Raw genomic sequence first — 13,598 nt, forward strand, 5'->3', positions numbered from 1 at the left:
ATTTTTTATGTCTGATGCCAAAAAGGCATACCCATTGTAGGCGTTGATGGCGCAGCCATTTCTTTTTCAGGCATAGCTTTCGCTTTATAAGCGCAGCGCCCAGCATCAACTGCGGCTCTAAATGCATGGCTCATGGTAACAGGGCAACCCGCCCCTGCAATAGCCGAATTTAATAACACGCCATCATAACCCAATTCAAGTGCTTGGCAGGCATGAGATGGCAAACCAAGCCCTGCATCAACGATTAATGTCATTTCTGGAAGCCGCTCACGAATAGTTTTTAAATTGTATTGATTCAACAACCCCTTTCCTGTGCCAATCGGGGCTCCCCATGGCATTAAAACCTCACAGCCAACATCAGCTAATCGCTGACACAGTACTAAATCGTCAGTACAATAAGGTAATACTTTAAAGCCATCATCAATTAAAATTTTTGTCGTCTCTAGCAAAGCAAATGGATCTGGCTGTAAATTGTATTCATCACCAATTAGCTCTAGTTTGATCCAGTCTGTAGCAAATACTTCTCTGCACATTTGTGCAAGTGTGACCGCCTCTTTTACGCTATGACACCCTGCAGTATTGGGAAGTATTTTTAAACCAGTGTCTTTAATTAGCTGCCAAAAATCCCCTCCCGCTGCAGCACTTTGCTGGCGGCGCAACGATACAGTAACCACCTCAGCGCCTGAGGCTACAATAGAGTCGGTCATAATCGCAGGAGACGGATAAAGTGCAGAGCCAATCAATAGCCGGCTATTTATTTGTTCGCCATAAATACTAAAGTTATCATTTGTATCACTGCTCATCTTACCCCCCTTGGATTGGCGAAAGTAATTCTATGCTATCGCCTTGTGAAACTACTGTTTCGGCGCATGAATGATGAGGTATAAATTGCTTATTTAAAGCAACCGCATAAGGTTTTTTTGCACCAAATTCTGATAATATTTCTGCCAATATAGTGTGTTCAGCCGTTTCAAATGACTGACCATTAATTGTTATCTTCATTTTTAACCTCTTAACCAAGTGAAGGTTATTTTATTAATTCAACCGCCTTTGCAACTAAACTCGGCGCAAGCATATAACCGTGCCGATACAAGCCATTTATGCTGATCACGTTTTCATGCTGAGTAACCGCCGGGCGATTATCTTTAAATGCCGGGCGAAGACCCGTTTGAATATTAAGTATTCTTCCTTCAGCAAATCCACTGTGTACCGTGTACGCCGCCGAGAGTAATTCAAGAGTTGAACGTACTGTTGCAGGGCCGTTATCTTGCGATTCAATTTCTGTCGCGCCAATCACATATTCATGATTCGGTTTAGGGGCAATATAAATCGGGTAACGCGGGTGCATTAAACGTATCGGGCGAGTAAGTAGCACCTCTGGTGCATATAAACGAGCTACTTCACCGCGCACTCCTCGCAATTTACACGTTGCACTTTTAGCACCTAAGCCGCGACAATCGATGATGTAGTCATACGATGACTTCAGTTTTGAACTTTCAATATCAACATGCTGACCAAATTTAAATTTAACACCCCGCGCTTTAAGACTGTTAAAACTTGCTTTGTAAAATGCTTGGTTATCTATTTGACCTTCACAAGGTAAATAAAGTCCTTGGTTAAAGCGCCCAACTAATTCAGGTTCAAGTTCAGTAATATGGGAACTATTAAGTTGCTGCACTTGATGCTCAGCCAATGGCTTCAGGCGATTTTCAAAACTTTCTAAATCACCTTTATCTTGTTGATGTGCAACCACCAGTGTGCCTTGCTGTTGAAAAAACACCTCTTCATCAAGGCTTGCTAAAATATCCGGCCAACGGGCAATTGAATCAAGCCCCATTAACGCCAAGTCCTGCTCGCACAATACCGACTCAGCCAGTGGTGCAAGCATTGCCGCCGCCACACGTCCTGCGCTATCTAATGCATGCTCATCACCCGCTTCAAACACCGTTACCTTATGATGCAAACTCAATTCAAGCGCCGCCAAGCGCCCCGCCAAGCCAAATCCCACCACCGCAATGTTGTAAGACATAAGAACCCTTAATTTAGTTAGCGAGCTCATCACTCGCCAACTTTCTAACTCACTAATTCTCTATATCGCTTTATGATAAATCTCTGAACCAGTTTTTTTAAACTCATCTGATTTAGTTTTCATCTCAGCTTCTACATCAACCATTTTAACTTCAATAGCATCGCCAACGTTGTTCGGGTCAATACCTCGTGTTTCTAAGTCTTTAGCGTATTCACGAACTTCTTGAGTGATTTTCATTGAGCAAAACTTAGGTCCACACATAGAGCAAAAATGCGCGACTTTACCTGATTCTTGTGGCAGAGTTTCATCGTGATATTCACGAGCACGAATAGGGTCTAAACCAATATTAAATTGATCATTCCAGCGAAACTCAAAGCGCGCTTTAGACAACGCATTATCACGCTCTTGTGCACCTGGGTGGCCTTTTGCTAAATCTGCGGCGTGCGCGGCAATTTTATAGGTGATCAAACCTTCTTTTACATCTTCTTTATTTGGCAAACCTAAATGCTCTTTGGGTGTTACGTAACACAGCATGGCGCAGCCATACCACGCAATCTGCGCTGCCCCAATACCTGAGGTGATATGATCGTACCCAGGAGCAATATCGGTTGTCAGAGGACCAAGAGTATAAAAGGGGGCTTCATCACAATGCTTAAGCTGCTCCTCCATATTATCTTTGATCATATGCATTGGCACATGCCCGGGGCCTTCAATAAACACTTGAACGTCGTGCTTCCAAGCTATTTTAGTCAACTCACCTAAAGTACGTAGCTCACTAAATTGTGCTTCGTCGTTGGCATCAGCAATAGAGCCAGGACGCAAACCATCACCAAGAGAAAAACACACATCGTATTGTTTTAATATTTCACAAATATCCTCAAAGTGTGTGTAAAGGAAGCTTTCTTTATGGTGAGCTAAACACCATTTCGCCATAATTGAACCGCCGCGCGACACAATTCCCGTAACACGCTTTGCTGTCATCGGCACATATCGAAGCAGTACGCCAGCATGGATAGTAAAGTAATCGACCCCCTGCTCGGCTTGCTCTATTAATGTATCGCGGAAAATTTCCCAAGTTAAATCTTCGGCTACACCATTTACTTTTTCTAGCGCCTGGTAAATAGGCACGGTACCTATAGGGACTGGTGAGTTACGTACTACCCACTCGCGAGTTTCGTGAATATAACGCCCGGTCGATAAATCCATCACTGTGTCTGCGCCCCAACGAGTTGACCAAACCATTTTTTCAACTTCTTCTTCAATAGATGAACTCACCGATGAATTACCTATATTGGCATTAACTTTCACTAAAAAATTACGACCAACAATCATCGGCTCGGTTTCTGGATGGTTAATATTATTGGGTAAAATAGCGCGACCACGGGCAATTTCGTCACGCACAAATTCAGGAGTAATAAATTCAGGTATACTCGCGCCGAACGATTCACCTTTATGCTGCTCAGCAAGTAGCTCTTTTCGTAGTTCTGAGCGCCCCATATTTTCACGCATTGCAACATATTCCATTTCAGGGGTGATAATACCTTGGCGAGCATAATGCATTTGTGTAACGTTTTTACCAGCTTTACCACGGCGAATTTTAGGTAAATGCTCAAAGCGGATATGATCGAGTCCTTCATCAGCCATACGTTGCTGTGAAAACTGCGAGGTGACGGACTCTAAAATTTCAGTATCGCCACGACTTTCAATCCACTGTTCGCGGTATTTATCCAAGCCTTTACGCACATCGATGCTAAGTTCAGGGTCAGTATATGGGCCCGATGTATCATAAACTCGCAGTGGTGTATTTGACTCATAAATAGGGTTTTCATCAGTACCACCGATAAAGGTGTCACTTAGAGTGATTTCACGCATGCCCACACGCACATTTTCTTGTGTACCTTGTACATACACTTTATGCGAGCTTGGAAATGGCTGCCCCGTTAGGTTATAAATATAATCTGATGCGGCCGCACGGATTTCGCGGCGAGACGGTTTTTCTGATGTGTTTGACATGACTTACCTCATTGCTAAAAAAGGGTTGTCTTGTCAGATATTACGTCGCGAAAAAGCAGCGTAATAGAGAGTAGCAAATGCTATAGATCGAAGATGGATATTACAAAAAGTACTACCAATCTTGGCAGCCAAAATGCTTATGCCCAAAATGGCGCACAAGAACCTATTTTAAGGCAGCTTGTTCCCTACGCAGGTGTTAGCCTGATCAGGTTCACGGATCCCGCTTTCGCGATCTCAGCCATTAAGTAAATACTTAAGGCACTCCGACAAGTAAAAATTCTGTTCTAATTTCTGAATGAGTGTACGTTAGATATACACTTGCTGCAAGAGCTTAACTTGTAATCAACCAGCTGGAATAAACTCAAAAGTTTGCTTACCATTTAAAACTAATTGCTGGCCTTGAATTTGTAAAGGCGCGCCTTGCTTTAAAGTATCAAGTAGCTGCTGTTCAAACTCATCCAGCGATTCACCACATGATTTTCGGGTCATCCCTAACTTATTTACTGTTAAATGACTTTCATCAAGCGAGCCTTCGCCAAAAAACTTATTACATCCGGCAAAGCCATTCACTTGCAGTGCTTCAATAAAGCTTAGTGAAGCCGAATATGACGCAGGGATAACAAGACCATCCACACGTGATAATTGCCACTTGGTGTATTTCAATTGCTCATTAGTGACTGTCCCTGTCGATGAGCAGCCGATACATAAGCCGATTATAATCATCGGTATTGCTGCTAGTTTCATGTAATTATTAACCTAATATTCAATCCGTCAATAATAACAATATTTATTCGCTCGTGCCGTTAATAATGCATGTTTTTAATGTAAAAAATTGTTCTAAGGTAGTAAAAAACGTTCACATCAGTAATTACTCTTCTTTAAACAAGCGTTCAACCTGCTGAGGTAAAAATGGTCGGCCTTGTTCGTTAAGCGATGTACCAATAACCAGCGCCTTAAGCATTACTTTTTCGTCACGTTTTCGAATTATAGTTTGCCTAAAACCAAACTTTAAGCGACTGATACGCTCAGGCGTTACCGCCACGTAAAATTCATCACCTGGTACGAGTGATTGTTTGTAATCCATTTCACTGCGCATGACTACAAGATTTATTTTGTCCCGTGTAAGCTGTGCGAAGTCAACGCCATTGGCGTGTAGAAATTCATGGCGAGCATGTTCAAGATAGTTAAAGTAAACACTATTATTTACAATACCCTGTAAATCGCATTCATAGTCGCGTACTTTAAAGTCTACTTTAAAGGTCATATTCGTAATCCTAATTATGTATACTGTTCGCGTTTATAGCATATAAACAGCTAAAAGTTGAATGGCGACTTTAATGAGAATAGTTGCTATCATGAAAGTCCCTGAAATGGAGTTAAGTAATCGAATGAAACTACGCCTGTCCTTAATTACTGCCGCGCTATTACCTATTTTAAGCGCCCCAGCGTTTGCTGAAGATACCGATCTTGAAAAAATAGTGGTCACTGGGGACTTTCAAAAAGAAAGTATTCAAACCCTTAGTGCCAGCGCAAGCTTATTTAGCGAACATGAAATTAATGACCGTGGCGCTAACTTTCTTGACCAAATGCTTGCCAGTGCAGCTAATGTTAATTTTACCTCAGGCGCATCCCGCGGTCGTTATGTGCAAATTCGTGGTGTTGGTTTACGCTCTCAGTTTGTTGACCCAATTAATCCATCTGTTGGCCTAGTTATCGACGGTATTAACTATTCAGGCCTTGGCGGCAGTTCATTATTATTTGATGTAAACCAAATTGAAATCTACCGAGGCCCACAAGGCACGCGATTTGGTGCAGATGGCCTAGCTGGCATGATCCAAATGGAATCAGCCGACCCAACACTCGATCCAAGCTTAAAATTCCAACTTGGCGCTGGTACTTACAATAGCCACGAAGCAGGCGTTGCCGCTGGTATAGGCATTACCGATAGTACTGCGGTCCGAGGCAGTATTTATCAACGTAAATCAGATGGCTACGTAGATAACCTCTATTTAAACAAACCCACTCAGCAGCAAGATGAAATGGTCAGCCGCTTTAAACTACATAGCCAACTAACCGATCACTTACGCTCTGAATTAAGCGTTCACTATATTGATATCAACAACGGCTATGATGCCTTTACCCTTGATAACAGTCGTAATAGCGTAGCAGATGAACCAGGCCAAGATAACCAAGAAAGCATTGCCGTAGGCCTTGCCAATATATACACCGGCTTTGATTGGTTTGATGTCAATCTTAACCTATCAGGTATTGATAGTGAGTTAGTTTACAGCTTTGATGAAGATTGGGTGTGTAATGATATTAACCAGCCACAGTTATGCGCTGCCGGGCTACACCCTGATGGTTATAGCTACGAAGATTATTATTATCGTGACCGCGAAGATAAAACTGCTGAATTACAATTCAATGGTAAGTCACGCGATTGGGTTGCAGGTATTTATTATCAAGGAAGAGATGTAGATCTGGACCGCGAGCGTAGAAAGTTTTCTGAACTAGAAACCTTTGACTCAACGTATGAAGTGAACAATGTCGCTATGTACGGTCAACTCGCAACCCCAATCAACTCGAAAACCACTTTGATCACTGGCTTGCGAGTTGAGCAATACCAAGGTGATTACACTGATAGCAATGGATTTATTGTTGATACTGACGATGTCATGGTCGGTGGTAAACTAGCACTTGAATACCAAGTGATTGACCGTACCATGATCTATACTAGTTTAACCCGTGGTTATAAAGCCGGTGGTATTAACTCTGAAGCGCTCGCAAAAGCGCAAGAATTCGCGCTCGATGCAGACTTTTTCAAACAACACACAACCTTTGAACCTGAATACTTATGGAATGGTGAGTTCGGGGTGAAAGGCAGCTCACTGGATGACAAATTTGTGCTGCGTTTAGCGGCATTTTATATGTACCGTGAAGACATGCAATTAAAGTCTTGGTTAATAGAAGGTAAAAACTTTACTAGTTATTTTGACAATGCAGGCTCAGGTGAAAACTACGGCCTTGAAATTGAAGGTAGCTACCAATTAACCGATAACTTATTTTTTACCGGTAGTGCTGGTTACTTAGATACTAAGATAAACGATTATGTAGCTAGAACAAGCCTTTACTCACCTCCATTAGATCAAGATGGTCGTGAACAATCACAAGCCCCTAAATACCAATACGCGTTTACAGCGCGTTACAACTTCACTAATGAGCTATATGCTACAGTGGGTATTGAAGGCAAAGACGATTATTACTTCTCGGATAGTCATAACTCACAAGCACCGAGCGTTAATCTAGTTAACTTCAGTGCGGGCTATGAAGCAGAGCAGTGGTCAATCCGCGCCTGGGCACGTAACGTGTTTGACGAAGATGTACCCACTCGTGGTTTTGAGTTTGGTAACAACCCAGCTGATGGTTATGCAACGCATACCTACACCCAGCTTGGCGAACCTATGGTCGCTGGTGTCACCTTTATTTACGAGTTATAATTAATAGGTGCTAGGTGATTAGGTACTAGGATTTCCTAGCACCTAATTACCTAGTACCTGGCTCTTCAATTAAGCCCTACCTACATCAAACGCGATCACTTCTTTTATCGTATGTTTTTTGGTTGCTAACATCACTAACCTATCAATCCCTAACGCCACTCCTGCACATTGCGGTAATCCGTGCTCAAGCGCTGCGATTAAACGCGTGTCCATAGGCACTTGTGGCAAGTTATTAGCATCGCGGTATACGTTATCCTCAGTAAAGCGTTTAGCTTGCTCCTGTGCATTGGTAAGCTCATTAAAGCCATTCGCCAGTTCCATATTTTGATAATAAAGCTCAAAACGCCCCGCTACGCGTTGATCGTGTTCACAAATACTGGCAAGTGCAGCCTGAGATGCCGGAAAGTGATACACAAAACACGGTTTGTTTTGACCTATTTTTGGCTCAACTTTCATGCAAAATAATAACTGCAATAACGTATCACGATGTGTTTCATATTCTGCAATATCAGCAAAACCTTGCTGAATAGCCAGCTGTTGCAGACTCTCTAAAGAAGCTGTTAATGGATCAATACCTAAAGCTTGCTGAAAAGCTTGCTGATAGGTTAAACGTTCTGCCGGTTGTACTGCCAAAATAAGCTGCATCAGCTCATCAACTTCATCCATTAAAGTAAATTCATTAAACCCCGGGCGATACCACTCAAGCATAGTGAACTCAGGATTATGGTGTTTGCCAGCCTCTTCGTTTCTAAATGCCTTACAAAGCTGAAAAATGGCGCCAGAGCCTGCAGCTAATAAACGCTTCATAGCAAATTCAGGGGATGTTTGTAAATAAAGCGGCAATCCGCCAGCATGTCCTGGGCCTACAAAGGTGGTATTAAAACTAGCTAAATGGACATCCGTCACGCTTGCTGCACTTAAGCTTGGGGTTTCAACTTCCATCACATCGCGATCACAAAAAAACTCACGAATAGTGCGTAAAATTGCCGCACGCTGCTGCAAAGTCTTTATCTCTGCGCTGGGCTTCCAAAGATCTGCTGACATATTTTCTCCAAAAAAAATCCCAGCCATAAGCTGGGATTTATCTATATCATCGTTAGGCTTACTTAACGCGGCTTACGTATTCACCACTACGGGTATCTACTTTAATCATTTCGCCAACTTGTACGAATAAAGGAACACGAACCACTGCACCGGTGCTTAATGTTGCTGGTTTACCACCAGTACCCGCTGTATCCCCCTTTAAACCCGGATCAGTTTCAGTGATCTCAAGCTCAACAAAGTTAGGCGCTGCAACCGCTATTGGGCTGCCGTTCCACAAGGTAATTGTACAAACGTCATTTTCCACTAACCATTTAACAGTGTCGCCAAGCGCTTTTTCATCCGCTGCAATTTGTTCAAATGTTTCGTTGTTCATAAAATGCCAAAATTCACCGTCAGTATAAAGATACGCAAGATCAGTATCCATTACATCTGCACCCTCTACTGACTCACCTGATTTAAAGGTTTTTTCAAGCACTTTACCAGAGATAAGCTTACGGATACGAACACGGTTAAACGCTTGCCCTTTACCTGGCTTTACCATTTCATTTTCTAAAATACTGCAAGGTTCGCCGTCCATCATAATTTTTAGGCCGCCCTTGAACTCATTAGTGCTATAATTCGCCATCGTTTCCTCTGTTTAATAATTTTTCGAGTAATCTACGTACCAATGATACAAAGAAATGAAGCAAATTTGCATAAAAACTGGCAAAAAGAATTATCTAATGTGATCACTTGCCCAAAAATCTTATTGGAAATGGTCGGTTTATCGAGCCAAGTGCATGAAAACGACATAAAAGCTCGTAGCTTATTCCCGGTTCGCGTGCCAGTGCCTTTTATAAAAAAAATGCGCTATGGCGATGCTAATGATCCGCTTTTACTACAAGTTATGCCACGTCATCAAGAATTTATTGAAAAGCACGGCTTTAATAAAGATCCGCTTGAAGAGCAAAGCAACAACCAACCTGGTTTATTACACAAGTATAAATCTCGGGTTTTAGTGATGTTTAAAACCGGATGTGCGGTTAATTGTCGTTATTGTTTTCGCCGGCACTTCCCGTATCAAGAAAACCAGCTAAATAAGCGCAGCCTTCTCGATGCCCTTGAGTATATAAAATCCGATAGCAACATCAACGAAGTGATTTTAAGTGGTGGCGATCCACTAATGGCCAAAGATGATGCCGTTAGTTGGTTTATGGATGAGTTAGAACAGTTACCACAAATTAAACGTATGCGTATTCATAGTCGCTTACCGGTAGTGATACCCGCACGTATTACCGATGAATTGTGCGCGCGCTTTGCAAAATCGCCGCTTAAAATTGTGTTTACCAACCACATCAACCACGCTAATGAAATTGATAACGACTTTAAGGCCGCCATGCAAAAACTAAAGCAAGCAGGCGTTACTTTACTCAATCAAGCGGTTATTTTAAAAGATGTGAATGACTCAAGTGATGCACAAATAGCACTAAGCGAAGCCTTATTTGATGCTGATATACTGCCTTATTACCTGTTTTTACTTGATAAAGTAGCAGGTGCGAGCCACTTTGATATAGATGAACAACAGGCGCGCGAAATCATGGCCGAAATGCTCAGCGCATTGCCAGGATTTTTAGTACCTAAACTGGCACGTGAAATTGGCGGTCAACCAAGCAAGACTCCTATTGACCTAAAACTAATTTAAGCGTTAGCAAGACCCGGTAGCTTCACTCGGTTTTTACTTAGGCCACAAGGTTACTCAACTCGCAACGCGATTAAATTTCCACTGGATATATTCATAGTCCAATACCTGACATTTTGTTGCAATCCACGTATTATATCGACATTGCAGTCTAAAGCTTTAGGAAAAAAATGGAATCAATCATTGAGCAGCTCAATGCAAACTTAAAAATTGTTTATCGTCAAGCACTTGATGCAGATAAAAAATTAGATGAACTTCATCAACAAGGTCATGGCAAGTTTAAGTCATTATTCCCCGCTGATGCTGGTTTTGATTTTGAAGCCAAGCGCTTTAAACCGTATGTGCTTGATGTAGCCGCAGACGTTGAGAGTCTAAATAATAAAGGCTTTAATGAACAAAAACTAAAAACCACAGTAACTAAACTGCAGCAATTGCTCACCTTACTGGCTTCTTTTAAATAACCATTAAAAAGCGCTGTTTGCGTAGACAGCGCTTTTGCATAATCAGTTTAACTGTTACTTAGTAATTTTTGGTAGTAATTCTTCTTCAAACCAATCAGTTATCAAACGTTTATCGTGGTAAAAGGCTCCATCACGACCCATTTTAATACGCTCCATAAATCCCATATCTTTAAGCTGTACGCTATCACTTTCGCTAACCAATTGGCCGCCTTTATCGGTTACTGAGTAGCTAAAATCGATACGTGGAAAATAGATTGGTTTAACAATACGTAAATCGTTCATACCGCCAAAACGTACATCGCCGGCCAAATCTAAATCGGTCACTTCAACGTTAAATTTATACCCTTCAGGTAATTCTGCAGCAAGTTTGGTAAAATGTTTTTCAAAGCTTTTTGCTACATGCTTATGATACGAGCCTCGCGGCTCGTTAGATGGGCGCACATCGCTATAATCGTTAAAGTCGTGCCATTTTACAACAGCTTCACCAGCATGAACGAAAGAAGGTAATGCAATAATAATTGCCATTGCGACTTTTTTAAAGGTGTTCATAACTTTCTCCAATAATAGGCATACCTAACCTGTGTAAAATTTTATCACTTACAGATTAACTATAGCTTAATCCAGTTTTTATGTGTTGTTATCATTTATACTGAACATGTAATCAAAAAGTAAGAAGCAAAAAAACAAAAATAAAACATGTAATATGTTCCTTTTTGTGGTGGAATTAACTTAGCTTACACTCAATATTTTATATGGAGGTTGAATGACCACTTTAGTCACAGGTGGTGCGGGTTATATAGGTTCGCATACCGTTTTAGAACTGTTACTGCAAGGCACTGATGTGGTGGTTATCGACAACCTCGCCAATTCATCTGAAGAGTCACTCGCTCGGGTCAAAAAAATTACAGGAAAAGAGATTACTTTTTACCAAGGCGATATTCTTGATAAAGCCTTTTTAGACACTGTATTTAATAAGCACGTCATTAATAATGTGATTCATTTTGCTGGTTTAAAAGCCGTTGGTGAGTCAGTAGTAAAACCGATAGAATATTATCAAACGAATGTACAGGGCACATTGACCTTGGTCGACGCCATGCGTGACGCGGGTGTCTTCAAGCTCGTATTTAGCTCATCTGCGACGGTTTATGGCGACCCTGCAAGTTTACCTATTCGTGAAGACTTCCCAGTGGGTGGCACTACAAATCCATACGGTACATCAAAGCTAATGGTTGAGATGATGCTAGAAGATATTGCTAAATCAGACGAACGTTTTGCTTTTGCGATACTTCGCTACTTTAACCCTGTAGGTGCCCACGAGTCAGGCCAAATTGGTGAAGATCCAAATGGTATTCCAAATAACCTACTGCCTTATATTTCACAAGTTGCTGTTGGTAAGCTAGATAAGCTGGGCGTCTTTGGTGATGACTACGACACCATTGATGGCACAGGCGTACGTGATTATATTCATGTTGTTGACTTAGCTTTAGGTCATTTAAAAGCGCTAAATAAAATAACTAAAGACAACGGCGCCCATATTTATAACCTTGGCACCGGCAATGGCTACTCGGTACTACAAATGGTTACGGCATTTAGTAATGCTTGCGAAAAAGAAGTGCCTTATCAACTATCACCTCGTCGTCCAGGCGATATTGCCGCTTGTTACGCCGCCCCTGAAAAAGCACTGGCAGAGCTTGATTGGCAAGCAACTCGTGGCCTTGAAACCATGATGCAAGATGCTTGGCGCTGGCAAAGCAACAACCCAAATGGGTATAAATAAGCAGCAAATTAAATAGCTAAAGACTTTATAAGGGCACGATATTTTATCGTGCTTTTTTATACCCAAAAAGTAACAAAAAGCGTAACTAATCGTTCAATAAATATTTATAGAATATGATAAGTTTTAGAGTTAAATGATATTTTAAAAAGTGGTGGCCCCTCCCAGACTCGAACTGGGGACCTAACGATTATGAGTTGCAAAACAAAGACTTACTACGAGTTACTTTTTGATATAACTATTTACTAATTTTTATAGCCATATCATGGGGTTATTGAATAAAACCTACCTCTGATGCATAAATCATTATGTATTTCAGAACGTTAAATTTTACGTTCAAAGTAGCACAGAGGTAGCACCATATGTCAGACACAAAATTTCGCTTCACAGAATTGTCGCTTGAAAAGATAGAATCAAACGGTAAACGCACTCGCTATTATGACAGTCTATTGTCAGGACTCATTTTAGATGTGGGCGTAGCTGGTAGAAAATCATTTAGAGTCTATAAAAAGATACCAGGGCGAGACACTCCTATTAATGTCACCCTTGGGTACTTTCCATCAATTACACTCGATGATGCAAGGCGAATGGCTCGTAAAGTAATGGCAGATATTGCTGAGGGTATTAACCCTAACGACCTTAAGCGCCAATTTAGAGCGGCTTCAGTTACCTTGAAAGAAGCTTTTGATTCATACATCGAATCTAGAGATCTTAAGCCTATAACTGAAAGGGGGTATCAACAAAAAATAGATTGCTACCTACCTGATTGGCATAACAAACGTCTAGCCGATATTAATCAAACAATGATTTTAAAGCGCCAACGAGAAATAACCTTAAGAAGCCCTGCTCAGGCAAATTATACCATGCGCCTAATGCGTGCTTTATTTAACTTTGCTAAAGCTGAATACAAATCTTCAGAAGGTCGTTCATTATTTCCAGAAAATCCTGTAGATGCACTTTCTGAAAAACGAAGCTGGAATAATGTAAAGCGTAAAACAACAAGACTGCGTCGTTCACAACTAAAACCATTCATAGACGCACTATATGAAGTTAGAAATGAAGCTGCCAAGTATCGTCAAAATAGCCGCGTTGCTTTTTGTGT

General features: G+C 41.4%; 14 protein-coding genes and 1 riboswitch. Of the genes, 5 read left to right on the top strand and 9 right to left on the bottom strand.

Annotated features, from left to right (window positions below; translation table 11 throughout):
- Window positions 1-5: 5 nt before the first annotated feature.
- The 6 genes from ACT3RM_RS03615 to ACT3RM_RS03640 all read right to left on the bottom strand — a co-directional run bounded on the left by ACT3RM_RS03615 (window position 6) and on the right by ACT3RM_RS03640 (window position 5,306).
- Entirely contained in the window at window positions 6-803 is a 798-nt protein-coding gene (locus tag ACT3RM_RS03615) for a thiazole synthase (RefSeq protein WP_441834723.1), read from the bottom strand.
- Between the two features lies 1 nt (window position 804).
- On the bottom strand, window positions 805-1,002 hold the full coding sequence (gene thiS, locus ACT3RM_RS03620) for a sulfur carrier protein ThiS (RefSeq protein ID WP_441834722.1): 198 nt from the start codon (window positions 1,000-1,002) through the stop codon (window positions 805-807).
- A 25-nt stretch (window positions 1,003-1,027) separates the two neighbouring features.
- On the bottom strand, window positions 1,028-2,029 hold the full coding sequence (locus tag ACT3RM_RS03625; RefSeq protein WP_441834721.1) for an FAD-dependent oxidoreductase: 1,002 nt from the start codon (window positions 2,027-2,029) through the stop codon (window positions 1,028-1,030).
- Between the two features lie 60 nt (window positions 2,030-2,089).
- Window positions 2,090-4,042, bottom strand: coding sequence for a phosphomethylpyrimidine synthase ThiC (gene thiC / locus ACT3RM_RS03630; RefSeq protein WP_441834720.1), 1,953 nt, complete (start codon window positions 4,040-4,042; stop codon window positions 2,090-2,092).
- A 165-nt stretch (window positions 4,043-4,207) separates the two neighbouring features.
- Window positions 4,208-4,318: riboswitch (TPP riboswitch) on the bottom strand.
- 66 nt (window positions 4,319-4,384) lie between these two features.
- The gene (locus ACT3RM_RS03635) at window positions 4,385-4,786 is read right to left on the bottom strand and encodes an META domain-containing protein (RefSeq protein WP_441834719.1); all 402 of its coding nucleotides are present in this window, start codon (window positions 4,784-4,786) and stop codon (window positions 4,385-4,387) included.
- A gap of 124 nt (window positions 4,787-4,910) precedes the next feature.
- Window positions 4,911-5,306: an acyl-CoA thioesterase gene (locus ACT3RM_RS03640; RefSeq protein WP_441834718.1), complete on the bottom strand. Its 396-nt coding sequence runs from the start codon at window positions 5,304-5,306 to the stop codon at window positions 4,911-4,913.
- A 124-nt stretch (window positions 5,307-5,430) separates the two neighbouring features.
- Here ACT3RM_RS03640 and ACT3RM_RS03645 point away from each other — a divergent pair, with 124 nt between their 5' ends.
- Entirely contained in the window at window positions 5,431-7,539 is a 2,109-nt protein-coding gene (locus tag ACT3RM_RS03645) for a TonB-dependent receptor (protein WP_441994554.1), read from the top strand.
- Between the two features lie 69 nt (window positions 7,540-7,608).
- On the opposite strand, the gene epmA is transcribed toward ACT3RM_RS03645, so the two are convergent.
- Together epmA and efp are read right to left on the bottom strand one after the other, a co-directional pair.
- Window positions 7,609-8,583, bottom strand: a complete 975-nt coding sequence (epmA, locus tag ACT3RM_RS03650; protein WP_441994548.1) for an elongation factor P--(R)-beta-lysine ligase — start codon at window positions 8,581-8,583, stop codon at window positions 7,609-7,611.
- A gap of 58 nt (window positions 8,584-8,641) precedes the next feature.
- The gene (efp, locus tag ACT3RM_RS03655; protein ID WP_441836451.1) at window positions 8,642-9,208 is read right to left on the bottom strand and encodes an elongation factor P; all 567 of its coding nucleotides are present in this window, start codon (window positions 9,206-9,208) and stop codon (window positions 8,642-8,644) included.
- A 42-nt stretch (window positions 9,209-9,250) separates the two neighbouring features.
- Here efp and epmB point away from each other — a divergent pair, with 42 nt between their 5' ends.
- Both epmB and ACT3RM_RS03665 read left to right on the top strand, forming a co-directional pair.
- Window positions 9,251-10,264, top strand: a complete 1,014-nt coding sequence (epmB, locus tag ACT3RM_RS03660) for an EF-P beta-lysylation protein EpmB (protein WP_441836452.1) — start codon at window positions 9,251-9,253, stop codon at window positions 10,262-10,264.
- Window positions 10,265-10,431: 167 nt separating this feature from the next.
- Entirely contained in the window at window positions 10,432-10,722 is a 291-nt protein-coding gene (locus ACT3RM_RS03665) for a prephenate dehydrogenase (RefSeq protein WP_441836453.1), read from the top strand.
- 54 nt (window positions 10,723-10,776) lie between these two features.
- Here the strand turns inward: ACT3RM_RS03665 and ACT3RM_RS03670 are convergent, their stop codons facing one another.
- The gene (locus ACT3RM_RS03670; protein ID WP_441836454.1) at window positions 10,777-11,271 is read right to left on the bottom strand and encodes a DUF3016 domain-containing protein; all 495 of its coding nucleotides are present in this window, start codon (window positions 11,269-11,271) and stop codon (window positions 10,777-10,779) included.
- A 214-nt stretch (window positions 11,272-11,485) separates the two neighbouring features.
- Between ACT3RM_RS03670 and galE the strand changes: the two genes are divergently transcribed.
- Window positions 11,486-12,499, top strand: a complete 1,014-nt coding sequence (gene galE / locus ACT3RM_RS03675; RefSeq protein WP_441836455.1) for a UDP-glucose 4-epimerase GalE — start codon at window positions 11,486-11,488, stop codon at window positions 12,497-12,499.
- Window positions 12,500-12,858: 359 nt separating this feature from the next.
- Window positions 12,859-13,598, top strand: a 740-nt coding sequence (locus ACT3RM_RS03680; RefSeq protein ID WP_444511337.1) for an integrase arm-type DNA-binding domain-containing protein, incomplete at its 3' end; no start/stop codon positions are given.

Source organism: Pseudoalteromonas sp. AOP7-A1-14, assembly GCF_052376275.1.
In the GTDB taxonomy this organism is placed as follows: domain Bacteria; phylum Pseudomonadota; class Gammaproteobacteria; order Enterobacterales; family Alteromonadaceae; genus Pseudoalteromonas.